A 25,457-nucleotide genomic window follows, 5' to 3' on the forward strand; every position below is an offset into this window, starting at 1 on the left:
CCGACCGGGAGCATTGTCAATCCTATTACTATTTACACCAGTAAATCACTGCAGGCTGGCACGTTCCACTCTGATCACGACACCACGCGACAGAGGACAAAATAGCAAATATCACCCTAGATGCGACAGGGCTCGCACGATCGCCTCATACATCCCCGAACAGGGCTTTCACTCCAGCAAGAAGCAGTGTTTGTCGCTGGTGGTTGAATTGCCATCACGATATGTGATGCAAGAAAAATCTGCTGCGAGTAATTGACATGACTATTCGGCTGATCTAGCTTCGGCGACGTGACATCCGAACACTCAAGAGTGGATGGTCAAGGTACGAGACGAGAGGCGCTACGCCATTTTCTCCGGTCCCGCAGAGCTCGTATTTCTCCGGGCGATGTAGGGTTGCCGGAGGCCGGCCGACGTCATACGCCAGGCCTCCGTCGCGAGGAGGTCGCCGTGCTGGCCGGGGTGAGTGCCTCGTGGTACACGTGGCTCGAACAGGGCCGGGACATCCAAGTCTCCGATGGCGTTCTCGATGCCGTCGGCAGCGCCCTGCGACTCGACTCCACAGAGCGAGCGCACTTGTACCGGCTCGCCGGCAAACTGCCGCCGCCAGGGGTTACCGCGACGGCTGGAGTCACACCCCACCTCCAGCGAGTTGTCGACGGATGGCTTCCGGCGCCCGCCTATGTCGTTGATCGCTACTGGAACACATTAGCCGCGAACGCGATGGCCCGTTCGGTTCTCGGGATCGACGACAAGGAGTACAACTACCTATCGGCGTTCTTTACGGATCCGTTGGCCAAAAGTCGGTATCCACGATGGGACGAGATGGCAGTGCAGCTCGTCGGACAGTTCCGTGTCCAGGCGGCACGTTTCCCAGACGATCCGAGCTTCGACCGAATGGCCAGGAGGCTTTCGTCGGCCAGCCCACGCTTCGCTGAACTCTGGGCGCGACACGAGACCAGAGGCTGCGAGACGAGTCACGTCGAGGTCCGGTGCCCCGACCATAGGATCCTTTCTTTCGAGCACATCTCCCTCGGCTTCGTCGAGCGCGTCGACCTCAGGATCATGCTGTACACGCCATGTTCCGAAACGAACGCGAACCTAGAATTTCAGCACCTGACCGCCAAACTCTGAACGCACCATCACCCTTCGTTTCGCAATCGATGGGTTCATCACGCTTCCCATTGATCGGTGGACATCAGGTCTCACCCGATGGGCGGTGCTCTCGCGCAAGCGTCTTTCGGCAAATCGGGCTATCGGACAGTCACGTCAAGGAGACACACCGAGATGACACAAGCCAATGGCACTCGGCGCATCGGCCTTCTCGGCGCCGGCAACATCGGGCGACCCATCGGCCGGCACTGGCTGGCCGCCGGACACACCGTCACGTTCGGCTCACGCTCCCCGCAACGACTGGCCTCGTTCATCGGGCCACTGGGACCGGGCGCACGAGCGGCGTCGTACGCCGATGCGGCGACGGCCGGCGACGTCGTCATGCTCGCGGTCCCGCACCAGGCACTGGACGAACTGCTCGACACGGTGCGCGACCGGTTGGCCGGAAAGATAGTCATCGACGCTGCCAACCCAATGGGCCTGTCTCCGGACGGACGCATCATCTCCACATTGGATCCGGGTGTGACCCAGGGGCGCCGCACCGCCGACCTGCTACCCGACAGCACCGTCGTCAGGGCGTTCACCCATGTCATGGACGAGCTGCTGTGGTCTCGCGGAACACGACAACGGCATTTCTGGGGGATGGCCCTCGCCAGTGACGACGCCGAGGCCAAGGACCTGGTTTCGAACCTGATCCTCGACGCGGGGTTCAGCCCGGTGGACCTGGGCGGTTTGGACGACTCCTCCGCGCTGGACCCGGGCGGACGGGTCTTCCCGCACATGTTCACTCCGGCCGATCTGCGAGCCGCGGTCACTCTCGTGGGCTGACGGTGACGCCCTGATGGCCCCCGCCGAGCGGAAGGAAGGATCCTCATGGCGACCATCCCTGTCCTGTCCACCTCCACGGCCCCGCTGTTCACCAAGTTCACGGTGGGTTCCCTGACGCTGGACAACCGGATCGTCATGGCCCCCATGACACGAGAGCTCTCACCGGACGGCGTGCCCGGGCCCGATGTCGCCGCCTATTACGCCCGCCGGGCGGAGAACGGCGTCGGACTGATCATCACCGAAGGCACGGTCATCGACCACCCGGCCTCGGCGAGCAGTGACGCGATTCCCCGATTCCACGGTGAGGGCGCGCTCGCCGGATGGGCGGGCGTGGTGCGGGCGGTGCACGCCGCAGGCGGCCGGATAGCACCACAGCTCTGGCACGTCGGCCTGGACCCGCTGCTGTGGGGGGCCGCGCCGCGGGCCCGGCGTGCGATGCGAGACGGTGTCCCCCCGATCAGCCCTTCAGGGGTCGATCCGGACGGAGTGACGGGCGACTCTAGCGCCGTCCTCGAGATTGCGGGCCGCCCGATGAGCGAATCCGACATCGCCGATGTCATCGACGCGTTCGCTCGGGCGGCCGCCGACGCTCGCCGCATCGGCTTTGACGGGATCGAGCTGCACGCGGCCCATGGCTACCTCATCGACCAGTTCTTCTGGCAGGTGACGAACCGGCGTACCGATCGTTACAACGGCGGCGTGGCCGACCGCGCCCGCTTCGGTGCCGAGATCGTACGGGCCTGCCGGCGGGCGGTCGGCCCCGGTTTTCCGATCAGCCTGCGTCTCTCCCAGTGGAAGGTCGGTCACTACAACGCCCGGCTCGCGAACGATCCGCCTCAGCTGGAGGCGTTCCTCACTCCGCTCGTTGACGCCGGCGTCGACCTGTTCCACTGCTCGACCCGCCGGTTCTGGCAGCCGGAGTTCGACGGATCCGCTCTCAACCTGGCGGGCTGGGTGAAGAAGCTCACCGGGAGACCCACGATCACTGTCGGATCGGTCGGTCTCAAGGACAGCGACTTCCTGACCTATCTGGACGGTGTGGGCGCCCAGACCGGCGATGTCGACGCGGTCACCGAACGGCTGGAGCGGGGAGAGTTCGACCTCGTCGCCGTCGGGCGCTCGCTGATCGCCGACCCGGCGTGGCCCACCAAAATCCGGGAAGGCCGGCTGGACGACCTCATCGACTTTCGCGCCGACATGCTCAGGACGCTCGACTGACACAGAGCGTGCATTCCGTGGCGCACTGCGGGAGTGGCGACCGTGGTGGCCACACCACCACCCGATCCGGTACTACCAGAACCAGCCTCTGGAATCCGCGATTTCATTTCTTGATAGGACTCTACATGGACGACCAGTCCCTCCGTGACCGCTTCGAGATCATAGAGCTCTGCACGCGAATGGCATGGCACCTGGATCATTGTGAGTGGGAGCTGTTGTTCGAACTCTTCACAGACGAGGTATCCCTGGACTACAGCAGTCTCAACGGCGGAGAGCCACAGGTCGTCTCACGCAAGGACATGGTCGAAAGATGGCGAGGCAATCGAGAAGGACTCACGGCGACGCAGCATTTGGTGTCCAACCTATTGGTGAGCGTTGACGGTAACGCGGGAGAGGCGACCGCCATGTTCCAGGCGACGCACCTTCTCCCGAATCCATACGGCGCCCCGACCTGGACTCTTGGAGGGAAGTACCGATACGGCCTGATCCGCGCGGAGGGTGGTTGGCGGATCAACGCCCTGGCGATGACGATCATATGGGCAGACGGTAATCGCAATATCAGAGACCTCGCCACCCAAGGAAACTGAGGCCGTCCGTGCGCACCGTCACCCTCGCCCTGGATCATTGACCGCTCCGCAGAGCCCTGTTCTCACGGCTCCTAGAGCGGCCCATGCCAACTGTCCTGGAGGGCAAAATGGCCACCAAAGATGCGGTGCCACAAGAGCTTTTCGGCACCTCTGTCGATGAGTTCCTCGGGCCGAGACAATGGCGCTTCTTCGGCGAAGGATTCAAACGGTCCCGGCATCGAATGAGCACCATTCGAATCACCACCGGACCGGACGGCTCAGGACAGGTCGAGTCTCGTGCCTCGGTGGCGTATCCGGCGGACTGGTCGCGCAAGGGTGACGTCGACCAGCGGCCGCATCTGAGCACGATCGATGTCATCGTCATCGGCGCGCAGCTGGCCGAGATGTATCTGGTGCACACTCGCCGGCTCGACCGCGAACAGCGCCGCCGGATGGCGGTGCGGCGGATCAAGGTCAAAGCAGGAAGAAGACCGGTCGAGGAGGACCTGTCCGGCTTTGCGGCGACCGCCCACGTCTCAGGGCCCCTGGCACAGTGCCGAAACAGCCATGACCTTCTCACCACCAGCGTCGAGTGCACCGTCGCGACCATGCAAATCCAGTTCGATATCTGCCACGAAGCGGGTCGCCCGTATCCGGGCCCCGGCTCTTACGAGTCGCCACAGGTGCTTCTCGGCGATGCCGGGGCACGTCTGTTCGGCGCGGGTTACAAGGTCAGGCGGCAACTGGTCGATAACGTCGACGTCGATCTGACGGCACAGACGGCGCGAGCCGTCGTGCGAGTCCTGCTCGATCCCGGCGCGACAGCCCCGAACCAGGGGCTGGAGGGCGAGCGCCCGGCGTCCGCAACGGTGATCGACTGTTTCGTGGCGGGCCTCCAACTCGGCCAGGTACTCCTGTACGAACTGGACGGAGTCCCCCGGGCGCGGAGTAACACACTGTGGATGCGGCGCACCGTTCTGGAATGCGCCGTGCCGCGCCCGGCGCTCGAGGGCCCGACGCCCGTCATCGCCTTCCTGGACAATACCCGGCTACTGAAGAACAGCAAGGCAGAGACCTGGCGCTCGGCCGACATCGTCGCGGAGCTGCACGGAATCGGCATGCGCTGCTCCGTCGTCCATCTCCTTTCCTGACGCACACACGCGAAGCTCGGCCTCGACCAGCGCTGATCCAACGCACGATCCGATGAGGGAGAGAAAATTGAAGCTGGCGATCTCCGGAACCTACTCGGTTGGAAAGACCATCACCACCATGGCGGTATCCCACCTCACCGGAATTCCGCGCAGTGCCGCCCTGACGATGCGCGAGCTGTTGCCGATCTCGGTTCCGGGAAAGACCCTCGAAGAGTGCACCGCGCCGGAGATAATCATGCTCATCATGCGCCGCAATCAGGTGCGTGCGGTTAACGAAAGTCACCTACCCGATGGGTTCGTCTCCGACGGGTCGTCGCTCCACGAGTGGTGCTACGGCACCGTCCGCGTCCTGGTCGGCATCAATCCGAACGAATCCGCGCACGTGGACTCGGTGGAGATGACGGATGAGATCCGGTTCTACGCGGGTGTCCTGGAGCAGATGGGCATACCGGCCCGGCAACACGCTAAGGCCGCCTACGACGCGTTCGTCCACCTCCCCATCGAGTTCCCCCTCGTAAAAGACGGTCATCGTCCGGTGAATGAACGGTTCCGCGCCCTGGCCGATGAGATGTTGCTCAAGGTGATCGACGACCTGCAGATACCGGTACACATCGTCGGCGGATCCATCCCGGAGCGTTTGGAGAAGATCATGGATATCTTCGGCTTCACGGCCCGAATGAGCATCGATGAGGCCATCGAACGAGCCCAGCAGGACTACGCGAAGATCGACACGACCCCGGAGACCGCCCGCGTCCCGGTCAGGGCGCAATGACCCGGGCGGCCGTCCTCTCCGGGTTGGGCACAGCGCTTCCACCTCGTCTGGTGACCAATGACGAACTGTCGCTCCGGCTGAACACCTCCGACGAATGGATACGGTCCAGAACCGGGATAGGGCAGCGTTACTGGACGGACCGGATGGCGACGAGCGATCTCGCCGTGGATGCCGGCCGCCGCGCGCTGAAGGCCGCGGACGCCGACCTGGTCGACCTCGTGGTGCTCGCCACCACCACTCCCGACCATCCGTGTCCGGCCACCGCACCGGACGTCGCCTCGCGTCTCGGACTCGGCCGAGTGGCGGCCTTCGACGTCGCGGCCGTCTGCAGTGGTTTCGTATATGGCCTGGCCACCGCGGCCGCCCACATCGAAGCGAGACTCGCGGAACGAGTGCTGGTGATCGGCGCCGAGACGTTCTCCACCATTCTCGATCCGGACGACCGCAGCACCTCGATCATTTTCGGTGATGGCGCCGGTGCGGTGGTCCTGCGGGCCGGCCGGGACGACGAGCCCGGAGCGCTTCTCGAATCCGATCTCGGGAGCGACGGATCACTGACGGAACTCATTCGCGTTCCGGGCGGGGGTTCGCGTCAGCGGACCACATCGACCGACCCGGACCTTGCGCCCGCCCACCTGACAATGGACGGCAGAGCCGTCTTTCGCCATGCGGTCATGCGGATGGCCGAATCGGCGCAGACCCTTCTCACACGGACGGGCTGGGGCCCCGAATCGGTCGACTGCCTCGTGGCCCACCAGGCCAACGTCCGTATCCTGCACGCCGTGGCCGACCAGCTCGGAATCGACCGGGACCGCACCGTGATCGACCTCGACCGGGTGGGCAACACCTCCGCGGCATCGATCCCCCTGGCGCTGTCACGGGCAGTCGAGACCGGTCGGCTCATTCCCGGTCACCGTGTCCTGCTGAGCGCCTTCGGCGCCGGAGCGACGTGGGGCTCCATCGCGCTGACCTGGCCTGACATCACCGCAGACTGAAATCGATGAACCGTCCGGCACATGGGGGACGGAAACCGCGCGCCGAAGGAGACATGTCATGACCGACTCGGTTGCCGAGCGCATCATCGCCGTCATGGCCGAGAACCTTCAGGTGGCCGCAGCCGTGATCACGCCGGCCACCGTGTTCGACGACCTGGAACTCGACTCTCTCGTCCTTGTGGAACTCTCGGTGATCCTGCGGCGAGAGTTCGGCGTTGAGGTCAGCGACGACGAACTGGCCGACAGCGGGACCGTCGGGAACGCGGCCACCCTCGTGAACGAAAGGATCGCTGGGGCGTGAGACGGCCATCGCTCGGAGGCCCGTCGACAACGCCGCCGAGCCAGCGTCCCCGATCCCACGCTCAGTAGGGAAGATACCCATACTTACGCGGATCGCGGCGGCTTAGAGGTTGCGTCCACGGAAGTGGTGTACGAGGTCAAAAGGGTGCTCTCGGAGGCAGGGACTCGGGGCGTCGCCATCGCGAGCGATCAGCGCCGACGCGGGCCCGTTGTTTGCTCGTTGTCTGCTCGTATGTCGCGGCACGGCCCGGCAGCACCCGATACGGCGCCGGGTCGATGCGCTACGAAGGGAATCGCGAACGCGGACCAAATGGCATGTAGTGGTACTGTGAAACACGAGGCGGTACCGTGTCGAGTAGGGAATTCCTGCATTTTCCTGGACTTTTAATCCGTGGGTTCGAAGTCGCAGGCAGCAGGCCGGGGTCAACTCGGGCATTCCGGAAGCCGCAGGTTATGGCTGTTACCGAAGGTGTGCGGCGAGTGCGTCAGAGCGTCGGCGTCACCATGACCGAACCAGGCGCGACCAACCCCGCGGCGCAGCCGAGCGACGACACCGACTCCGGTGATCATCTGCCGCTGTTCGGCAAATCCGTCGTCGTCACCGGATCCATGACCGGACCACTGGCTGAGCTGTCCCGCAACCAGATGAACGGACTCATCGAACGCGCCGGGGGACGGGCGTCCTCGTCGGTCTCCGCCCGCACCCGCTTGGTCGTCACGGGAGACAACGCCGGCTCGAAGAAGGCCACGGCCGAGATTCCCATCGCCGCTCCGGAGGAGTTCGCCGTTCTCGTCGCCGACTTCATCTGACCGGCCGCCCGGGCCGCGGCCGCAATGCTCGCCGGTCGCCGTCGACCGCCCAGACCTTTCCCGGGCGGTCGACGGCGCTGATGAGAGGCCGATGCCAACGAGCACGACGTTCATCGCTAATGCACGCCGGTCCCTACCTATAGAGCTCACGGCGTATGGGGCGGCGCGGTCATGTTCCGTTGCGCGCCAAGCGAGGATCGCCATGTCGTCCTGGCGTTGTCTGCCGGTCCATCGCGTGACGCTGTGTGCCAGGGCGTCCACCAGTTCGTGCGGTGAGGAGTGTCTGGCGTGAGCGAGTCCGAGGCTGGGGTCGTAGAAGGTTCCGTGCTGGTCACGGGCCTCGGTGATGCCGTCGGTGACCAGCAGCAGTGTGGCGCCGGGCGGCCAGTCGATGGTGTCCGGCTGAGCCGCGCCGTTCGCCGTCGGTAGGTCCATGCCGAGGGGAAGGTCGGGAGCGCTCGGCTCCAAGGTCGCCACACGGCCGGCGTGTAGGAGGTAGGGAGGTGTGTGTCCGAGGCTGAGCAGGCACATTCTGGTCGCATCCGGTGGGATCTCGACGAGCAGAGCGGTGACGAAGCCTTCTTCGAGGTGATCCACGAGCTCAGGGCACCTCTCCCGTGCGAGCGTAGCGTTGAGCCGGTCGGCCAGCTCCGGCAGCGTCACGGCTTCCTCGGCCTCATGCCGGAACGCGCCGATGACGAGGCAAACGGTGGAAACCGCCTTCAATCCCTTGCCGCGGACGTCGCCGATGATCGCCCGGATCCCGAACCGGGTGGTCCGCACCGCGTACAGATCGCCGCCGACGCGTGCCCCGGCCTGAGCCGCTTCGTAGCGCGCGGCGATCTGCAGCGGCCCCAGCGCGGTCGGCGGATCCGGCAGCACCGCCCGCTGCGCCGCCTCCGCGATGTCCCGGGCCACCGCCAGGTTATGGGTCTGCCGATCCATCAGCCACTTGGTCCACAATCCGATGACGCCCACCAACAGCACGATCGCCAGATCGACGAGCAACGCTGTCATCGCGCGGCGTAGTAGGAGATCGACCCCAACCGACACGACACCCGCCACCGCCGCGGTGGTCGCGCTCGACCGCCACGGAAGCAGGACACCGGCCACGAGCGGAGCAGCCGCCAGGAAAGGCAGACCGACATAGGGCTGCGGGCCCAACAGATCGGCCGCTGCCCCTCCGGCGATCATCAACGTCGGCATACCCCGAAGCACGACAACAGCGTCGATGCGCAGACGTTTCACGCCTTCCCCCCCGGAAGCTCCTCACGATGCCCCTGAACAGGGACGATACCCGCCGCCCCAAAGGACCGCTTTGAGCGGCGCGGTGGTGCCGGTTCAGGGCGAGGGCGATGTGATCCGCGTCTGGTTCGTCGGCGGTTGGCTGGGAGGTTGTACCCGGGCGGCCGGGTGGTGCCTGTGGGAGGATTTACCAAGATCACGGCACGCGAGCACACATGGAGCACACGTGGTCGCCAGACCGCCCTAAAACTAAGCGTGTGCCTAAGAAGTGCCTATGGGGCAGGGTTGGCTTGGTCGGGTGCCGTTCGGGACGGATGGATGCGCAGAAGCCATCGTCATGTCGAACACTCACGATTGGTCCCAGCAAGAGCAGCGAGGGCAGGTGCTCGGGCCTGTATCCGATCGCCGGCCGGCCGGCACGCAAGGACCACACTGCGTGCGCTCACAACACCAGCAGGCCTCTGGAGGAGCTCGCCGGTCGGCGGCGTCCGCCGACGCCCGCCCAGGGAGACCGGAGCCTGTGACCCCATCGTCTGGTCCTCGGGACGAGCCGCTGGTGTACACGCCTGAAGACGCTGCGGGGTTGCTCGGGGTCATCGATAACCATGACCATCCGCAGGTGTTCATCACCCCGGACGGGCACTGGCACCGACGATCCAACTTCGCCCGCCGCCTATGGCGGCCCGCCTGCGACGGCGACACCGCCCGCAAATGGCCGCCCATCCTGCCCGGGGCGGTCTTCCACGGCCTGCGCCATCACCACAAGACCGTCCTGGACGAACTCGGCATCGAAGACGCCCTCAAGTACGAGCGGATGGGACACCGGATGCCCGGCATCGCCGGCGTCTACAGCCATGTCACCGATCCCATGCGGCAAAAGCTGGGGGACCGGCTTGAGCAACGCTGGACCACCCTCACGGCTCGCCGGCCGTAATAGTGACCCCGACCCATCTCGTGGCGAGGGGGAGCACGGCCGGGAGCATCGCCGGGAGCACTGCTCCCGATGACCCCGACCCACGAAAAGGACTGACCGACCTATCGAATGGGTAGTCCCGATCAGCTGTGGAGCACCCTGCTCCCGATCTGCTCCCGATTCGGTCCGGTCGTCAGCATCGATTTCGGGCATCGCGAGCGATGGGGGCGCCTCGTCAAACAAGCTGGCCTCGGCGGCGAGTTCGAACGGGAAGCTGCTGCGCGAGTTTGAACCCGCTGGGGGAAGCCACACAGGTGGGAACGGGCGCGACCTGCGTATTTGCGACGGTCAGCTGATCAGTCGGCTGCTGAAGGGCCGATGCGAACTCTGCGACGCAACAGACCGGATACAAGTACATCAGGTCCGTAAACTCGCAGATCCAGGAAAGTTCGGACAGTCACCGCCTCAGTGGGCACAGGTCATGGCGAAAAGACGACGCAAGACCCTGGTCGTCTGCCAAAACTGCCACGACCACATCCACAACAGGCAACCCACCGCCGCCACCACGCAGCAGTCACCGGAGAGCCCGCTGCGGTGAAAGCCGCACGGCGGGTTCGGGAGGAGGCCGTCGGATAAGGACCAGCACCCGATGGCGCCTCGCCGACGGCCCACCTCACCCCTCGCCGCCGACCCCCTGTCAGGTCGCAGGTAGTCCGACCCGCGTCGGCGCCGCCGGCATGGCGACGATCCGTCTGACGCGGGTCGTGGCTTCAGCGCCCGTGATCCGCACCGCCCAGGAGCAGAGGTGGCGTAAGCGCCAGAAAACTCTGACTTCGGATCTTTCACGGACGTAACATCCACGTCGTACGCTTCGGCGATGATCAAGGGTCCGGAATCCGTCGCCATCGGTGTCGAGGAGGAGTTCCACACCGTCGACCTGGAGACCCGGACGCTCATCCCCCGGGCGGACCGGCTCCTGGCGCAGCTGACCCCGAGCCGGTTCGGCTCGGAACTGCAGCGGTCGGTGGTGGAGACCAACAGCCGGCCGTACGTCCGCCTGATCGACCTGGCCGAGGATCTCGCGGCTCTCCGGCGCGGCGTGGTGTCGGCGGCCGAGGGGCTGGGGCTCGGCATCGTCGCGGCCGGTACCGCGCCGGTGGCCGACCTCGACGTCCTCAAGGTCACGCCGGATCCCCGCTACGAGAACATGCTCGACGAGTATCAGCTGCTCGCCCGCGAGCAGCTGATCTGCGGCGCCCAGGTGCACGTGGACGTCGGCGACCGCGACCTCGCGGTGACCGTCGCGCACCGCCTGGCGCCGTGGGGCCCCGTGCTGCTCGCGCTGTCGGCGAGTTCCCCGTTCTGGCTGGGCTCCGACACCGGGTACGCCAGTTACCGCACGCTCCTGTGGTCGCGCTGGCCGACCACCGGGGCGATCGGCCCGTTCGCGGCCGCGGCGGAGTACGACCGGATGATCGATGACCTCGTACGCTCCGGGGTGATCAGCGACTCGGGGATGATCTACTACGACATCCGGCCGTCCGCGCACCTGCCAACGCTCGAGCTGCGGATCCCCGACGCGTGCCCGCGCCTGGAGGACGTCGTCCTGCTCACGGGGCTGTTCCGGGCGCTCGTCATCGACGAGATCGCGGCGGTGGCCGACGGGCGGCCGGCGCTTCCGGCGCGACCGGAGCTGGTACGGGCCGCGACGTGGCGCGCCGCCCGGTCGGGGCTGGAAGGAGAGCTGGTCGATCCGGTGACCGGCGTTCCGGTGCCGCCACGCCGGGCCCTCGAAACGCTGCTGAACCGGCTGCGCCCCCGGCTCGAGGAGTCGGGGGACTGGGAACTCGTCGCGGAGCTGGCCGCAGCGGTCCTGGCGCGCGGCAGCTCGGCGGCCCGTCAGCGGCAGGCGTACGCGCGCGGCGGCCTGCACGAGGTCGTGGACATGCTCGTGGCCGAGACTCGGGCGAACACCGAATGGGTGCCGGGCGCCGGGCCCGCGCGCACGGCCGTGACCTCGATGCTCACCGGCTACGACACCTCCGGCGACGAGGCGATCGTCTTCGACGGCAGCGCCCGCGGCCCGTACGGCATGGTGCTGTCCGCGCTCGACCGCATCGGCCCGGACGGCCTGCGGGAGCGGGAGCGTCAGCGCGACGAGGTGCAGCGGCGGCTCGGCATGACGTTCCGGGTGGAGGGCGAGGAGGAGGATCGGCTGTTCCCGGTCGACCTGGTGCCGCGTGTGGTCGGCGCCGAGGACTGGGCGTTCCTCCGGGAGGGCCTCGTCCAGCGGGTGCGGGCGCTGGAGGCGTTCGTACGGGACGCGTACGGGGAGCGCGCGGCGGTGCGGGACGGCGTCGTCCCGGCCTGGGCGATCGACGATTCGCCCGGCCTGCACCCAGCCGGGCGGCGGGTGCCGGCGGGGGTGGTCCGGTGCGCGGTCGCGGGCATCGACCTGGTCAGCGACGACGCGGGCCGCTGGGCGGTGCTCGAGGACAACCTGCGGGTGCCGTCCGGGATCGGGTACGCGATCGCGAACCGGTGGCTCGCCGGCCGGGTCCTCCCCGAGCTGCTGATGGCTTCCCACCCGCCCGCTCCGGCGCGCGCCGTGGCCGTGCTGCGCGCCGCGCTGACGGCGGCCTCCCCGGAGCTGGCGGTACTGACCTCCGGGCCGTCGGACTCGGCGTTCTTCGAGCACCGGCTGCTCGCCGCCGAGATGGGCGTGCCCCTGGTCCAGCCGGGCGACCTGACCGCCACGGCCGACGGCGTACGGACGGCCGGCGGGGAGCCGCTGCGGATGCTGTACCGCCGCATCGACGAGGACGACCTGTTCCGGGCGGCGGGCGCCGACGGACGGCCCCTGGGCCCCGGGCTGCTCGAGGCGGTCGGGAACGGCGCCGTGGTGCTGGCCAACGCGCCGGGCAACGGCGTGGCCGACGACAAGTCGCTCTACGCCTACGTACCGCGCCTCGTCGAGTACTACCTCGGCGAGCGGCCCGTACTGGCCGGCGTGCCGACCTTCGTCTGCCGGGACCCCGAGCAGTGCACCGAGGCCCTGGACCGCCTCGAGGAACTGGTCGTCAAGCCGGTCGACGGGTACGGCGGGCAGGGCGTCGTGATCGGCCCGGACGCGTCGCGGACCGAGCTCGACGAGGCGCGCGCCCGGATCTTGGAGGAGCCGGCCCGCTGGATCGCGCAGGAGACGGTGAGCCTGTCGACGCACCCGACCCTGGCGGACGGACGGCTGGAGCCGCGGGCGGTGGACCTGCGCGCGTTCGTGTGCCTGGAGCCGGAGCCGGTGGTGGTACCGATCGCGCTGACCCGGGTCGCCCCGAGCGGCAGCCGGATCGTCAACTCGTCGCAGGGAGGTGGGTCCAAGGACACCTGGCTGATGCAGTGACCACGGCGAGGAAGGACGCGCGCATGGCCGAGAGGAGCCGCCGATGTGCGGGCTGAGCGGTGAACTGCGGTTGGACGGAGGTGCCGCCGACGTCGCGGCGGTGGCGCGGATGACGGCGGCCATGGAGCCGCGCGGCCCGGACGGCTCGGGGTTGTGGGCCCAGGGGCCGGTCGCGCTGGGCCACCGCCGCTTGAAGATCATCGATCTGTCGGACAAGGCCGCGCAGCCGATGACCGACAGCGAGCTGGGCCTGGCCGGTGTCTTCAACGGCTGCCTGTACAACTACCGCGAGCTGCGCGACGCGTTGCGCGGCGAGGGCTACCGGTTCTTCTCCACCTCCGACACCGAGGTCCTGATCAAGGCGTACCACCGGTGGGGCGCCGAGTGCGTCCGGCGGTTCATGGGGATGTTCGCCTTCGCGATCGTGGAACGGGACACCGGACGGCTGGTGCTGGGCCGCGACCGGCTCGGCATCAAGCCGCTCTACGTGAGCCAGGACGCGGAGCGATTGCGTTTCGCCTCCACGCTGCCGGCGCTGCTGGCCGGCGGCGGCGTGCCGACCGACCTCGACCTGGTGGCGTTGCACCACTACATGACGTTCCACTCGGTCGTGCCGGCGCCCCGCACGATCCTCACGGGGGTGCGGAAGCTGCCGCCCGCGACCGTACGGACGATCCGGCCGGACGGCACCGCGGAGGACCTGACGTACTGGCGGCCCGACTTCACGCGGCACCTGTCCCCCGGCGACTGGAGCGACGCGGTGCTGGAGTCCCTGCGGACGGCGGTCGACCGGCGCATGGTGGCCGACGTGCCGGTCGGGGTGCTGCTGTCGGGCGGCCTGGACTCCAGCTTCATCGTCGCGCTGCTGGCCGAGGCGGGACAGCGGGACCTGAAGACGTTCAGCATCGGGTTCGCCGCGGCGGGCGGGGAGTCGGGCGACGAGTTCGCCTACTCCGACCTCATCGCGGAACGCTTCGGCACCGACCACCACAAGATCCGGATCGACGACTCCCGGCTGCTGCCCGCCCTGACCGGCGCGGTGGAGGCGATGAGCGAGCCGATGGTCAGCCATGACGCGGTCGCCTTCTACCTGCTGTCCCAGGAGGTGTCCCGCCACGTCAAGGTCGTGCAGTCTGGACAGGGCGCGGACGAGGTGTTCGCCGGTTACGACTGGTACCCGCCGCTGGCCGGCGTGCCCCGGGAGTCGGCCGCCGAGGCGTACGCGAAGGTGTTCTTCGACCGGCCTCACGCCGCGCTGGCGGAGACCCTGAACCCCGGGTACCTCGTCGACGACGTCAGCGGGGTGTTCGTCCGCGAGCACTTCGCGGCGCCCCACGCCGAAACGGCGCTCGACGCGGCGTTGCGACTCGACACGACCGTCATGCTGGTCGACGATCCCGTCAAACGCGTCGACAACATGACGATGGCCTGGGGGCTGGAGGCACGTACACCGTTCCTCGACCATGAGCTGGTGGAGCTGGCCGCGGCCTGTCCGCCCGACGCCAAGCTCGCCGCGGGCGGAAAGGGGGTTTTGAAGGACGCGGCCCGGGGACTGGTCCCCGACGCGGTCATCGACCGGACCAAGGGGTACTTCCCGGTGCCCGCGATCCGTCACCTGTCCGGACCCTACCTCGAACTGGTCCGGGAGGCGCTCACCGCCCCGGCGGCGCGCAAGCGCGGTCTGTTCCGGGAGGATTACGTCGAACGGCTGCTGGCCGCGCCGAGCGACCACCGGACCACCCTGGGCGCCAGCGCCCTGTGGCAGCTCGGACTTCTCGAACTCTGGCTCCAGTCCCACGGAGTCTGAAATCCATAAATCTCCGGAAGGAGTACGCATCTCGATGTGCCGTCACTTCGCCTGGCTCGGCGAGCCGCGCACCCTGACCGAGCTGATCTTCCAGCCCTCGTACGGGCTGCCGCGCCAGGGCGACCGGCCGCGCTGGCAGAACATCGAGCTCGTGAACCGGGACGGTTTCGGGGTCGGCTGGTTCCCGTCCGGGTCGGCGAGACCGGCGGTCTCCTATCGCCGCGCTGTGCCGTTCGACCAGGACGCAGGGTTCCCCGCGCTCGCGGGTGAGGTGTCCACGGCGTGTGTGCTCGGCGCGGTACGCGGCGCGAGCCCGGGCATGCCGATCGAGGAGGCCGCCACCGCGCCGTTCACCAACGGCGCCTGCCTGCTCAGCCTGAACGGCCACCTGAACCGCGAGAAGACGGCCCCCCTCCTTCGCCCGGGCTACGCGCCCGAGTCCACATGCGACGCGGCGCTGCTGGCCGTACTGCTGTGGCAGCGGCTCGACGAGGGGCACCCACTGCCGCTCGCCGTGCTGGGGTTGCTGCGGGAGATCGCGGCCCTGGACGCGAACGCCTGCCTGAACATGCTCGCGACCGACGGCACGCGGATCGTGGCCACGACCTGGGGGGAGACCCTGTGCTACCGGGTCGCGGCGGACGGCGTGCTCGTCGCCAGCGAGCCGCACGACGACGCCGACGACTGGATCCGGGTCCCGGACCGGCATGTGCTGGTGGCCGACACCCTCGGTGTCGACGTCCGCCCGATCGACGCCGAACCGTCCCTGGCGGATCCGCACGCCGGCGAAGCCCTGCCCGCCGGACTCGCCCTGCCCGTGGCCGGTGAACCCGCCGCCTGACGCTCGCGGAAACGGCCCCCTCTGGACGGCTAAGGACGCGACGCCCCATGTGGTGCCACAACCCTGTGCTGGACATCTGAGGGCGCGTTCGGGCCGGTGGACCGCCCTGACGGAATCGGTAGTCATGTCTACCCGTGACGTGTCTTCCGGCGAGACAGTCCCTGGCCGTCTTACCCTCGGCGGCATGTCCACCGATGTTCCAACTGGCCGGCACGCACTCCGCAGCCTGTCCCGGCGGTGAGATAGCTGACCGGGGATGAACCTGGCCATGATCGCGTGGGTGCTTGTGGGCAATGGTTGGCGGTCAAGGCCGTGCAGGTGGTGTTTCCCCTGCGCGGCAACCCACGCTACTGGCGGTACTGGCTGGCCGGGCTGGCGTCTTCGGCCGGCACGGCCATGGCGACCGGTGCGGTCGCGGCCGCGGTCCTTGATCACGGTGGCGGTGCCGGCGGGGTCGCGATGGTGCTGATGGGACAGATGGTCGCCCAGATCATCATGCTGCCGATCGGCGGCGGTCTGGCCGATCGGCTGCCACGGATTCGCCTGATCGTGGCCGTGGAGATGGCGATCGGCGCCTTGGTCGCCGTGCAAGCCACATTGATCGCCTCGGGGCACGCACGGGTGCTGAGCCTGGCGTTGATCGCCGGCGGCGTCAGCGTCGCCGGAGCCTTCGCCGAACCCGCCCGAGTCGGGCTGATCACGGACCTGGTCCCGGCCGAACACCGGCAGCAGGCCAACGCTTTGGCCAAGCTCACCCACTACAGCATGATCACCTGCGGGCCGAGCGCGGGCGGCGTCGTGGTCGCAACGGCCGGGCCCGCTTGGGGCGTCGGCGTCAACGCCGCCAGCTTCTGGGCGTCAGGGCTGCTGCTGATCGGCATCACTGTCCCACCCGCGCACCGCGCCGCCAGCCGATTCGCCGCTGATCTGGCTCAAGGATGGCGGTTGGTGGCCCGGACCCCGTGGATCGCATGGAAGGTCGCGGCGGGGTCGGTTGTGGTGGCCGGGTGGCATCTGGCGTACGGGATCGTCGGACTCACCTACGTCCAGACCCGCCTGGGCGGCCCTGCTGCCTGGGGACTGATCGCCTCCAGCCTCGGGCTCGGCATGGTCGCCGGATCATTGATCGCGTTGTCGTGGACGCCACGCCGCGCCGGATACGCCAACTGCGTGGCCACCGTCCCGATGGCGCTCCCGGGAGCGTGTATGGCCGTCGCGGCACCGCTGCCGGTGATCGCCGCCGCCGTGGCCCTGGCCGCAGCCGGGCTGGCGGTCGCAATGGTGACCTGGCGCAGCGTCATCCAGCGGAACATCCCCGAAGCGTTGCAAGGCCGCGTCGCCGCCTGGACCACCATCGGAGAAATCGGCCTCGCACCCGTGGCCTACCTGCTGGTCGCTCCCGCCACCACCGCCCTCGGACTCCGCACGACCCTCGCGGTCTGCGCGATCGCGATCAGCACCTCCGCGCTGGCCCCGCTACTGCACCCCTCCGTCCGCCATCTCACCTTCGACGCCGCGCCATCACCAGAGCGCACTCTCGCGACGCCCTCACCGCAACGGTGATCACTTACGGGGTGCAAGCAAGGGAAAGGAGTCCCTTCTACTCTGGGCGGTCGCTGGGCTATTGCGGGTAGGCCAGCTCCAGGTGGGCGGCGGCGGATTGTTGAGGTAATCCGCCCACTGGCACCCAGACGGCTGCGCGCAGGCCTCCAACCAGGTGTTACACGTCCGGCACAGGATCCCCGGATCCGCATGGTCGCCGGCCTGTGTGTGCGTAACGGAGGCTCGCGGCTCTTACTGTCGGCCCTCGCGCCTACGGATGTGTTCGTCGGCTGTTGGCGTGATGTGAACTGACGTTCCCGAAATCTGGCCAGCCTGGATTATCGATCCGAACTGCACGTCCCCGCTATTGACGTTGTAGACGGGCCCTGCCGGGCGGGACGCCAGCGGGTCAAGCAGGCGCCGTAGTTCGTCCTGAGCGGTTGCATCTGATCCTAGGAGAAGGCCCAGCCGAGTGCGCCAGTCGGCCTCGATGACGGCTGCCTTGGTGTGATCGTCTTCAAGGTGGGCGGTCAGGAGCTCGATCCGTGAGGTTTCCAACTCTCGCAGCGGGCCGTCTGCCGCGCCGCCGTGAGCGAACAACCGTGCGAATCCCTCCTTCATCTGCGTCCAGGAGTCCGAGACCATCAGTCCGATGAGTGCTGTCGCTCCGCTGGTTGCCAGCGCGGCCAGTTCAGCTTCCACTGTCTGTTTCTCCTGTGGGCTCGGCGTCGCCTGGTGGGTCGTATCGGCGTATCAGTTCGTCGGCTACGTCGTGTCGTCCGTGCATGGCGGCGCAGTCGGCTACCCGCCGGGCGAACAGGCGGCGCTGCGGGTCGCATTCATCGAACTGCATCGTTTGGAGGAAGGCGTCGAAGCGGTCGGCGGGGGAGTCCTCGCGCTCCGGCGCCCATCCCGCGTCCGCGCCGTTGGGGCTGGTATGAACCGGATCCGGCACGTGTTGTGAGGCGAATGCCGAGATTAACTGTTGGAAGGTCTCGGGCATATCGGTGTTATTCGCTGCGGAGGAGAGCTGTGCGAGAAGACCGATGTCCTGCACGGTCTTCTCCACGTGGTCGTCATTTCTGGCGAGCCACCAGACCACGGCGCTGCCGGGGTCCTTCAGTACGTCTCCGCTCAGATATGCGCGCTTGTTCTGCTCGTACTTTCGCTCGTGTTCCCAGATGGCTTCTTCCTTGCGGACAGACGCGAGCTTGTCCAACCGCTCCTGGTCCTGGCTGGGAAGAACGAGTTGGACCGACTCGGCCATCGCCCGGAGACGTCCCTTGGGGTCTGGCAGCATCTCACCCAGCAGGCCGGCCAGCTCATGCCGGACGAGGGAGGCATGGCTCGGGTCTCGTCGTTCCGTGATCTCGCGGGCGCGTGTCAACACAGCGTCGACGGCAAGGGCCGCCATGTTCACCTCGGATTCGTCCATGACGGACGTCGCTGGTGACCAGAGCGCCGTCGCAGAGAACAAGAAAGAGTAGTCCTCGAGGTTGGTCGGCAGAAGGACGTCGCTGACGCGCGTTCTCCTGAGGTCCGTTGACGGACCGCCGGTCAACGTGAAGGTGGGCTCCGGCCGTGGGGATGCGCCGGAACGGTTGCCTATGGTCTTCGCCACCAGGACGAGCGCGGTCGCGAGGGCCACGATCAGGATGAGTGATGCCCAAAGCGGCCAGGGGGCGAACAAGATCAGGCCGATCAGGAGCGTTCCGCCGGTGACTGTCGAGTACAGCGTCACGGTGTTTCGGCCGGCGCTCATGACGCTCTCCGCTTGTTCTTGTGAGTCATGCGGGCTGGACTCCTTGTGCGATGTTGATCTTCTGCATGACCGAGCCGCTGAGCGACGCGCACTGTTCGCGTGTCATGGTGTAGAAGTGGGCGAGAACGCTTGTGCGCTGCGCGCCTCCGCCGATGAGGACGTCGAGAAGCGCGTGCCGATACCGCTCGTTCCCGGCGGCGACGTGCAGCCACCGCCGCACTTGTGGAGCCCACTCCTCATGCGGGCGCTGCGCGAACGCGAGCGCCCAGCCGATGGTCAACTGACGGCGTACGCTGTTTTCTGCGATGAGCGGATGGCCGCGCTTCCCGGGATCGGTGAGCGACTCTGGATCGGCGAGCTCCAGGAACAGGTCGACATCGGCTGGCCACTTACCTGGTTCGCTGGGGTCGGTGAGACGGTTCAGCATCTGGCGACGGAGTCGAGGGGCCCCGCTTACCAGCTGGATGAGCGTTTCTCGGGCGCGGGTGCCGTGTTCCCGTCTCGCCACATGGTGGAGCCGGACCAGGGCCTCGTCCGGATGTTTCGTCATCATCTCGTCGCGACAGGCGACGATGATCACTTCGGCGAGCCGGTCCGACAGGTTGGTGATGCGTGACCACTCGTAGATCTGGCGGCGGAAGAAGCGGCCTTGCTTCTCGTGTTGGAGGCCGCGTTGGAGGACAACAGCGGCTGCCTCCATCTTGCGGGGGGTCGTGGGATTTGCGGTCCACTGGTTCACCAGCGACACCAAAGCCGGCCGGTATCTTTCGTTCAGGCACTGGTCGGTGAACCACGTGACCAGATTCTCCCGCTCGCGGGAGGTGAGATCCGTCATGTCGACGGTTTCGCGTACCCACTCCTGGATGTGGCCGTGGAGCTCCGGCATGTGGGTCCAGAAATACGATCGGACCGCCGCGTCATAGTCGAGTTTGCGGAACCGGACGTTTCCGGTGGAGTCGAGCTCCGCGCCGATTTCCTCGAGCCTGTGATCGAGGGGATCCCGCACCAGGATTGGGCTCTCGTCACGTGGATGTTCCACCGTCTTCAGGAGCGAGGCGCTGGCGCGGTGGACGATGTCGGCGTGTGCTTCATGCAGTATCGCGGTGGCCAGCAGCAACGCGCGCGGTGGCCCTTCGGTCAAGCCGGCTACCAGGGTGGCCACGTCCTGTTCCTGGCCGGACAGCGCCTGATCGGCCGTCTCGCACCAGGCGATGAAGCCGCTCTCGCGGTCCTTCTCCCGGGCCCGGACGATCAGCGCGACGTACTTTCGGATCTGGTCCATGCGCCGGGCCGTGTCCAGGAACCGGAGCGGAGGAAGACGTGTGGGCTGAGGAATGTCTTCCGCCATCAGATAGCGGGACAGCACATCCCCGACTGCCGGACGCTGGATCTCGACGCGGTATTGCGCCAATGTCGACCCGAGATCGTCCACCGTGTCCGGAAGAACGACGACGAGGTAGGCGTCGCGCTGGCGCACGGTTGCGCGTAGCGAAGACAGCTCCGCGTGGACCTCACCCCAGAGCTGCCCGTCAACCTGAGAAAGGTCCAACCACACCCGGTCGCCGTCGCCTACATGGTCGGGATTGATCCGGGACGCATCCTCCTTTCCCTGTAGCACCACCTCGTGGAGCTGCTCGGCATCGTTCCTCAGCTCCCACAGGAGCATCTTCGCGGCGGCGACCCTGCCGCTGCCCGGCGGTCCGTCCAAGAAGACGGTGCGGGATGCCTCCAGAACGTCTCGTGCTTCGCCCAGCCCCGCAGGAGGGACGAAACGCTGTGAGAGCCACCGCAGTTCGTCTGCGGGCTGCTTGCGGGGCGCTCTGCCGGGTGAATCGAGCTGGAGCAGGTAATGCGTGGAATTGATGTCGCCGGTTCCGGTATGCACGTCTCCGCGTGTGCCGGAGACGTGTACTTCGAACGAGTCGCTCAACGTTCGTCCTCGTCGCTGCGCGTCCTGCCGAAGCGGTGGCTGACGCCCCCGTGGTTATCGCCCTGGATGTACGTCGCCCCGTCGCCGGAGAAGTGCTGGGAGTTCTGGTTGATATCGCCTTTCCCGGTGTGGATCGGGCCGCGGTTTCCCTTGATGACGGTGCCGACATCGCCGGTGATGTGCCGGCTTTGCGTGACCGTCCCGTGCACCTCGCTCGCCGAGTTGTGCACGGTGCCTGGATCCGCCGATGGGGAAGCTTGGCGATCGGCCTTCCTGAGCGCGGGAACCTGGTCGGCGAGTGCGTCACCGATACGCCTGACGTCCGCTTCGCTGTCACGTGGGTCCAACCGAAGGGACTGAACATCGGCGAGCCGCGCCAGCTCGGCCGGCAGATCCGTCGCCTTCAGCCGTTCGGTCTTCCGGCCCTTCAGCACGGGCATGATCGTCACGTGTGACGCGTACGCTTCCAGGATCTCCCGACGCACCCAGTCGTCCTCATCCCGGAGCCGGGGATGGTGAGCCCAGTCCGGGCCCATGATGGCGAGGAGTACAGCGCTATTCCGTATGGCGTTCAGTAGGTGGTCGGCATAGGGACCGCCCGGTGGGATGGATGTGGTGGCGCGGAAGATCCGCTCTTTCCCGAACCGATCGGACAGGCCCCGCGCGAGTATGGTGGCGGCCTCGTCGCCGTCGCCGGTGCGGTAGTTGATGAACACGTTCTGCATGCCGGGGGTTCCTCTCTATCGGGTGACGGTTCGCAGCGTGGTGCTGAGCTCGGGCGCCAGCTCGCGCACGGAGGCGTTTTTCGGATGGCGGGACAGCGTGCGCGCGAGGCTGCGCAGGTCCGAGCCGACGGTCGCTGAACCGATGGTGATGATGCTGTGGAGTAGTTCACGGGTTAGCTGACAGGCGTGATCGACCTCGCCAGCCGCGGCGTAGGCGAGCGCGCGCCGTACACCGAAGCGGACCTGCGTACGCACGGCTTGTTGCGGCACCTGCGTCAACTGTGCGCTGACTACTTCGGCCGCGGCCTGCGGCCTTCCCAGGTCGTATAGGCACCAGCCCCTGATCATCTCCGCTGGGTCGGCCAGGTTCGTCGTGCCGATGAGAGGTGTGTCTGAGGTCGGCGTGTTGGGAACGAGAAGGGCGCGAGCCCGTTCCAGGCTGCGCATGCAGGCGTTGTAATCACCGGCGAGCGCGTGTCCTTGAGCTTCCCGTTGCGCGGCCAGGCCGCGGATTCTCGGCGGTACCTTGCCGCTCTGAGCCTTCCGGGCCAATTCGATCGTCTGCTCAGCGTCCTCGCGGTAGAGCGTGATGAGGGCATGACGGACCAGCCCGTACGCGCCGAGGTGCTCATCCCCGCCTTCGCTGGCCAGGCTTACGGCGCGTCGTGTCCACCACAGGGCGCCCTGCTCGTCGCCTGTCTCCTGAACGAGCCAGCCGATGTACTCGGCGTATCGGGACCCGAGGCGCAACAACTCCTGACGCGTGCGCGTACCGGCGCTGCTGGACAACTCCTGCAGGGCGTGGGTCTGTGCGATGAGAACGGGCAGCAACAGGCCGGGACCCGTCGCTTGTCCAAGCTGTCGATATTGATCGAACAACGACCGGAAGGTCCCGAGAAGCGTTCCGTTCTCGAAGTTGGCGGGGACCGCTGGAAGGCCGATGCTCATTCCGGCGATCGATGCGGCGCCGGTCGCCATCGCCTGACGCCGGTTCATGGGCTGGAACCGGCTCTGGCCGTCTGCGGACAACTGCATCAGCCACACCTCCTCATCACCATCGATCTCGTCGGTGACTTTGGCCCCGGATGGGAACCCATGGACCAAGGAGGCGAGCTCTCCCTCGGCGTCGAGGGCGGCGTCGCAAAGCCGGGCCAGCTCACGGCTGGGCGCTTTGATGCCGCGTTCGACCTTGCTCAGCTGGCCCTTGCTGTAATGAACCAGCTGGGCCAGATCGGTGAGAGTGAGGCCGGCCGCCAGGCGCCTGCGTCGGAGTTCCTCGCCGAATCGGATGGGCTGCTCGACCACATCAATCTCCGTCCCTACCCGTCCGAACAGCCGGGAGTCACCGCCAGTAAGACTGCGGGAGCCGCGCCGGACGAACAAGTGGAATGCGGGTGTTTCCCGTTTCCTCTTGAAGGCAATAGGAAACCGCAGCACTTGTCCACGAGTAGCGAAGACGTCGACTGCACCTCAGCTGACGCGACCGGCGAGGTCGAAAGAACGGCCGATCTAGACACCCCGACCGTCCGACATGGACGGAAGATCACCGTCAGCGCCTGGCGAGTAGCCTCCGGCTGATCCTGACCTGAGAATTGAACATCTGTAGCTGTCTTCCTTCGCTTTGATCAAATTCCCTATGCCGCTGAGCTGCGTTGACTTGTATGAGGGTTGATCGCGTCAGGCTGGGCGACGGTCGGCTGACGGTCAAAGGATCAAGGGGGTAATGGCTCATGGGGTACGTGCGGACGCGGTGTCGCCGTGATGGATGCCCGAGGTATACGGCCTACTTCTGGGATGTGCGGGGCCGGGAGCGGTCTGCGGGAACGTTCGGGACGAAGAAGGCGGCGGTTTGCGCGTGACGGCGTGCTGAGGCCAGGAGCGGGGATGGGCGGTTCGTCGACCTGCGCAGCGGGCGGCAGTCCTTCTCCCGGTACGTGATGGAGGTCTGGCTGGTCAATCATCGGATGGAGGCCAACACGCGCCAGGGCTGTACCTCAGTGATCAAGGGGTATCTGCTGCCGGAGTTCGGCGGGATGCGGATGATCGAGATCCTCCCCTCGCACGTACGGGACTTCCTGCGCCGACTCACCGACTCGGGTAGATCCGCTACGACGGTGCAGCGGTGTAAGACGGTGTTGAGTTCGATCTTCACGACGGCGCTGAACGACCAAGTGATCTTCCTGCATCCCTGCTCGGGCGTGGCAGCGCCTCCGGTGCCGGCCAAGCCACTAAAGATCGTCACGCCAGCGGAGTTCGAGGCGATCGTGGCGGCGTTGCCGGATGAGCAGTCTCGTTTGCTGGCCGAGGTCGCCATCGAAGGCGGGCTGCGCTGGGGTGAGCTGGTCGAGCTCCGTCTGGGTGACCTGGATTCGGCGACGCGGATGCTGACGATCGCGCGTACGGTCGTGGAGCTTCGGCCGGAGTTTCACCCGTCCGGCGGGCGGTCCCTGGCCAAGGACTATCCCAAGAATCAGGCGTTCCGTCGCGTCAAACTCAGCCAGCCGCTGGTCAGTCGCCTGCTCGCCTTCGCCGCCGCGCGGCGACTCGCTCCGGATGACCTGCTGTTTAGCGCGCCCGCCGAGCCGGGTGCCTCGTCGGTACGGGTGATTCCCGGCTCTGGGAGCTCGGGGGTTACGCGTCCGAACGCGGCCGGACGCCGCTATCGGCACGGCACGTTGGCCGGGTACTCGATGGGCCGGTGTCGGTGCGCCCATTGCCGCGGCGCCTATGCCCGCTACCGGGCGATCCGTCGTGCGGACGGTAAGGACCAGCCGCGTTCTCGACGTGTGCTGGACACTGACGGGCACATCCCGCGCGATTGGTTCCGCAAGCAGGTCTGGGATCCGGCGGTCCGGGCCGCCGGTGTCGGCCGGCCGGTGCGGGTGCGGGATCTGCGGCACGCACATGCGTCGTGGGTGCTGGCCGGGGGAGCGGACCTGCAGATCGTGCGGGAACGACTCGGCCACGCCGGGCTTCGCGCCACCGAGCGTTACTTGCACACCCTGCCTGATGCCGACGACACCGCCCTGGCCGCCTTCGCGCGGACCCGCACCGGCGCCCGGCAGGCCGCCGCGTCGTGACGCCGGCCACGGTCAAATGACGGTCGAATGATCAAAAGCCCGGCCACCCTGTCGGGTGTCCGGGCCGCTGACCAGGCCAAACGTGGTGGGCGATACTGGGATTGAACCAGTGACCTCTACCGCGTCAATGTCGTCCCGATCAATCGCTGACCTGCAGCTTCTCGAGAAACAGCAGGTCAGTGGGTATCAATGACAGTCCTCGACGTCGGTTCAGGACAGTTCAGCGACTATGCCTGCTCCCGATGCTCCCCGCTCCTAGAGGGAGCACGGGAGCATGGATGGGGGAGCGTTCCGGGAGCACTGTCGGCCATACCCGGGCTAGTCGATGCTCGGGGGAGCCGGCGGTTCCTGCATTGAGTGCCGAGGCTCGGTGGTGAGGGAAGGTGGGCATGCGATCGGCATAAGGTGCCGATCGCATGCCTATGAAGTGCCTAAGCGGTGTGCTGCGTGGTACCGCCGTCG

At 67.0% G+C, this 25,457-nt stretch carries 21 protein-coding genes and 1 pseudogene; 16 read left to right on the forward strand and 6 right to left on the reverse strand.

All coding sequences use genetic code 11. The annotated features are described in order from the left end of the window. Positions 1 to 309: 309 nt before the first annotated feature. The 9 genes from AB0L00_RS43200 to AB0L00_RS43240 all read left to right on the forward strand — a co-directional run bounded on the left by AB0L00_RS43200 (position 310) and on the right by AB0L00_RS43240 (position 7,750). Positions 310 to 1,131 (forward strand): helix-turn-helix transcriptional regulator, encoded by an 822-nt coding sequence (locus AB0L00_RS43200; protein WP_364443669.1) that lies wholly within the window; start codon positions 310 to 312, stop codon positions 1,129 to 1,131. A 153-nt stretch (positions 1,132 to 1,284) separates the two neighbouring features. After that, entirely contained in the window at positions 1,285 to 1,938 is a 654-nt protein-coding gene (locus AB0L00_RS43205) for an NAD(P)-binding domain-containing protein (RefSeq protein ID WP_364443626.1), read from the forward strand. A gap of 45 nt (positions 1,939 to 1,983) precedes the next feature. Then, complete coding sequence (locus AB0L00_RS43210; protein WP_364443628.1) at positions 1,984 to 3,156, forward strand: NADH:flavin oxidoreductase; 1,173 nt, start codon at positions 1,984 to 1,986, stop codon at positions 3,154 to 3,156. A 125-nt stretch (positions 3,157 to 3,281) separates the two neighbouring features. Further along, positions 3,282 to 3,743 (forward strand): nuclear transport factor 2 family protein, encoded by a 462-nt coding sequence (locus AB0L00_RS43215; protein WP_364443629.1) that lies wholly within the window; start codon positions 3,282 to 3,284, stop codon positions 3,741 to 3,743. Between the two features lie 107 nt (positions 3,744 to 3,850). Beyond that, positions 3,851 to 4,873 (forward strand): AvrD family protein, encoded by a 1,023-nt coding sequence (locus AB0L00_RS43220; protein WP_364443630.1) that lies wholly within the window; start codon positions 3,851 to 3,853, stop codon positions 4,871 to 4,873. Positions 4,874 to 4,940: 67 nt separating this feature from the next. Further along, positions 4,941 to 5,645, forward strand: coding sequence for an AAA family ATPase (locus tag AB0L00_RS43225; RefSeq protein ID WP_364443632.1), 705 nt, complete (start codon positions 4,941 to 4,943; stop codon positions 5,643 to 5,645). Beyond that, a complete protein-coding gene (locus tag AB0L00_RS43230) occupies positions 5,642 to 6,640 on the forward strand; it encodes a beta-ketoacyl-ACP synthase III (protein WP_364443634.1) in 999 nt (332 codons plus the stop codon). Before AB0L00_RS43225 ends, AB0L00_RS43230 begins: the two co-directional genes overlap by 4 nt. 58 nt (positions 6,641 to 6,698) lie before the next feature. Further along, positions 6,699 to 6,941 (forward strand): acyl carrier protein, encoded by a 243-nt coding sequence (locus tag AB0L00_RS43235; RefSeq protein WP_364443635.1) that lies wholly within the window; start codon positions 6,699 to 6,701, stop codon positions 6,939 to 6,941. A gap of 608 nt (positions 6,942 to 7,549) precedes the next feature. Beyond that, positions 7,550 to 7,750, forward strand: coding sequence for a BRCT domain-containing protein (locus tag AB0L00_RS43240; protein ID WP_364443670.1), 201 nt, complete (start codon positions 7,550 to 7,552; stop codon positions 7,748 to 7,750). A gap of 195 nt (positions 7,751 to 7,945) precedes the next feature. Here the strand turns inward: AB0L00_RS43240 and AB0L00_RS43245 are convergent. Continuing rightward, positions 7,946 to 8,956: pseudogene (locus tag AB0L00_RS43245) on the reverse strand (PP2C family protein-serine/threonine phosphatase); the annotation flags it as partial. 595 nt (positions 8,957 to 9,551) lie between these two features. Between AB0L00_RS43245 and AB0L00_RS43250 the strand changes: the two are divergent. The 6 genes from AB0L00_RS43250 (at position 9,552) to AB0L00_RS43275 (ending at position 17,519) form a co-directional block, all read left to right on the forward strand. Continuing rightward, positions 9,552 to 9,929, forward strand: coding sequence for a hypothetical protein (locus AB0L00_RS43250; RefSeq protein ID WP_364443637.1), 378 nt, complete (start codon positions 9,552 to 9,554; stop codon positions 9,927 to 9,929). A gap of 346 nt (positions 9,930 to 10,275) precedes the next feature. Next, on the forward strand, positions 10,276 to 10,506 hold the full coding sequence (locus AB0L00_RS43255; protein ID WP_364443671.1) for a hypothetical protein: 231 nt from the start codon (positions 10,276 to 10,278) through the stop codon (positions 10,504 to 10,506). 279 nt (positions 10,507 to 10,785) lie between these two features. Next, positions 10,786 to 13,308: a carboxylate--amine ligase/circularly permuted type 2 ATP-grasp protein gene (locus tag AB0L00_RS43260; protein WP_364443639.1), complete on the forward strand. Its 2,523-nt coding sequence runs from the start codon at positions 10,786 to 10,788 to the stop codon at positions 13,306 to 13,308. Positions 13,309 to 13,351: 43 nt separating this feature from the next. Beyond that, complete coding sequence (locus tag AB0L00_RS43265; protein ID WP_364443640.1) at positions 13,352 to 15,115, forward strand: N-acetylglutaminylglutamine amidotransferase; 1,764 nt, start codon at positions 13,352 to 13,354, stop codon at positions 15,113 to 15,115. 34 nt (positions 15,116 to 15,149) lie between these two features. Further along, positions 15,150 to 15,956, forward strand: a complete 807-nt coding sequence (locus AB0L00_RS43270) for a class II glutamine amidotransferase (protein ID WP_364443641.1) — start codon at positions 15,150 to 15,152, stop codon at positions 15,954 to 15,956. Positions 15,957 to 16,274: 318 nt separating this feature from the next. Continuing rightward, positions 16,275 to 17,519 carry an MFS transporter gene (locus AB0L00_RS43275; RefSeq protein ID WP_364443642.1) on the forward strand — a complete coding sequence of 415 codons (1,245 nt, stop codon included), beginning with the start codon at positions 16,275 to 16,277 and terminating at the stop codon, positions 17,517 to 17,519. A gap of 231 nt (positions 17,520 to 17,750) precedes the next feature. On the opposite strand, the gene AB0L00_RS43280 is transcribed toward AB0L00_RS43275, so the two are convergent. The 5 genes from AB0L00_RS43280 to AB0L00_RS43300 are packed head-to-tail and all read right to left on the reverse strand — an operon-like array spanning position 17,751 to position 23,220. Further along, on the reverse strand, positions 17,751 to 18,200 hold the full coding sequence (locus AB0L00_RS43280) for a hypothetical protein (protein ID WP_364443644.1): 450 nt from the start codon (positions 18,198 to 18,200) through the stop codon (positions 17,751 to 17,753). Then, positions 18,190 to 19,260, reverse strand: coding sequence for a hypothetical protein (locus AB0L00_RS43285; protein WP_364443645.1), 1,071 nt, complete (start codon positions 19,258 to 19,260; stop codon positions 18,190 to 18,192). The genes AB0L00_RS43280 and AB0L00_RS43285 overlap by 11 nt, the downstream gene beginning before the upstream one ends. Before the next feature lie 25 nt (positions 19,261 to 19,285). Then, positions 19,286 to 21,190 carry a hypothetical protein gene (locus tag AB0L00_RS43290; protein WP_364443646.1) on the reverse strand — a complete coding sequence of 635 codons (1,905 nt, stop codon included), beginning with the start codon at positions 21,188 to 21,190 and terminating at the stop codon, positions 19,286 to 19,288. Next, positions 21,187 to 21,915, reverse strand: coding sequence for a toll/interleukin-1 receptor domain-containing protein (locus AB0L00_RS43295; protein WP_364443647.1), 729 nt, complete (start codon positions 21,913 to 21,915; stop codon positions 21,187 to 21,189). The genes AB0L00_RS43290 and AB0L00_RS43295 overlap by 4 nt, the downstream gene beginning before the upstream one ends. 15 nt (positions 21,916 to 21,930) lie before the next feature. Further along, positions 21,931 to 23,220 (reverse strand): helix-turn-helix transcriptional regulator, encoded by a 1,290-nt coding sequence (locus tag AB0L00_RS43300; RefSeq protein ID WP_364443648.1) that lies wholly within the window; start codon positions 23,218 to 23,220, stop codon positions 21,931 to 21,933. 632 nt (positions 23,221 to 23,852) lie between these two features. Here AB0L00_RS43300 and AB0L00_RS43305 point away from each other — a divergent pair. Then, positions 23,853 to 24,995 carry a tyrosine-type recombinase/integrase gene (locus AB0L00_RS43305; protein ID WP_364443649.1) on the forward strand — a complete coding sequence of 381 codons (1,143 nt, stop codon included), beginning with the start codon at positions 23,853 to 23,855 and terminating at the stop codon, positions 24,993 to 24,995. Positions 24,996 to 25,457 lie beyond the last annotated feature (462 nt).

Source organism: Actinoallomurus sp. NPDC052308 (genome assembly GCF_040679195.1).
Classification (GTDB): Bacteria; Actinomycetota; Actinomycetes; order Streptosporangiales; family Streptosporangiaceae; genus Actinoallomurus; species Actinoallomurus liliacearum.

What these genes read in the sequence shown, in the direction of transcription:
- AB0L00_RS43305 (WP_364443649.1), top strand. Translation starts at nt 23,853, where the DNA reads ATGGAGGTCTGGCTGGTCAATCATCGGATGGAGGCCAACACGCGCCAG.
- AB0L00_RS43205 (WP_364443626.1), top strand. Translation starts at nt 1,285, where the DNA reads ATGACACAAGCCAATGGCACTCGGCGCATCGGCCTTCTCGGCGCCGGC.
- AB0L00_RS43240 (WP_364443670.1), top strand. Translation starts at nt 7,550, where the DNA reads ATGACCGGACCACTGGCTGAGCTGTCCCGCAACCAGATGAACGGACTC.
- AB0L00_RS43295 (WP_364443647.1), bottom strand. Translation starts at nt 21,915, where the DNA reads ATGCAGAACGTGTTCATCAACTACCGCACCGGCGACGGCGACGAGGCC.
- AB0L00_RS43230 (WP_364443634.1), top strand. Translation starts at nt 5,642, where the DNA reads ATGACCCGGGCGGCCGTCCTCTCCGGGTTGGGCACAGCGCTTCCACCT.
- AB0L00_RS43285 (WP_364443645.1), bottom strand. Translation starts at nt 19,260, where the DNA reads ATGAGCGCCGGCCGAAACACCGTGACGCTGTACTCGACAGTCACCGGC.
- AB0L00_RS43220 (WP_364443630.1), top strand. Translation starts at nt 3,851, where the DNA reads ATGGCCACCAAAGATGCGGTGCCACAAGAGCTTTTCGGCACCTCTGTC.
- AB0L00_RS43210 (WP_364443628.1), top strand. Translation starts at nt 1,984, where the DNA reads ATGGCGACCATCCCTGTCCTGTCCACCTCCACGGCCCCGCTGTTCACC.
- AB0L00_RS43270 (WP_364443641.1), top strand. Translation starts at nt 15,150, where the DNA reads ATGTGCCGTCACTTCGCCTGGCTCGGCGAGCCGCGCACCCTGACCGAG.
- AB0L00_RS43260 (WP_364443639.1), top strand. Translation starts at nt 10,786, where the DNA reads ATGATCAAGGGTCCGGAATCCGTCGCCATCGGTGTCGAGGAGGAGTTC.
- AB0L00_RS43235 (WP_364443635.1), top strand. Translation starts at nt 6,699, where the DNA reads ATGACCGACTCGGTTGCCGAGCGCATCATCGCCGTCATGGCCGAGAAC.
- AB0L00_RS43265 (WP_364443640.1), top strand. Translation starts at nt 13,352, where the DNA reads ATGTGCGGGCTGAGCGGTGAACTGCGGTTGGACGGAGGTGCCGCCGAC.
- AB0L00_RS43215 (WP_364443629.1), top strand. Translation starts at nt 3,282, where the DNA reads ATGGACGACCAGTCCCTCCGTGACCGCTTCGAGATCATAGAGCTCTGC.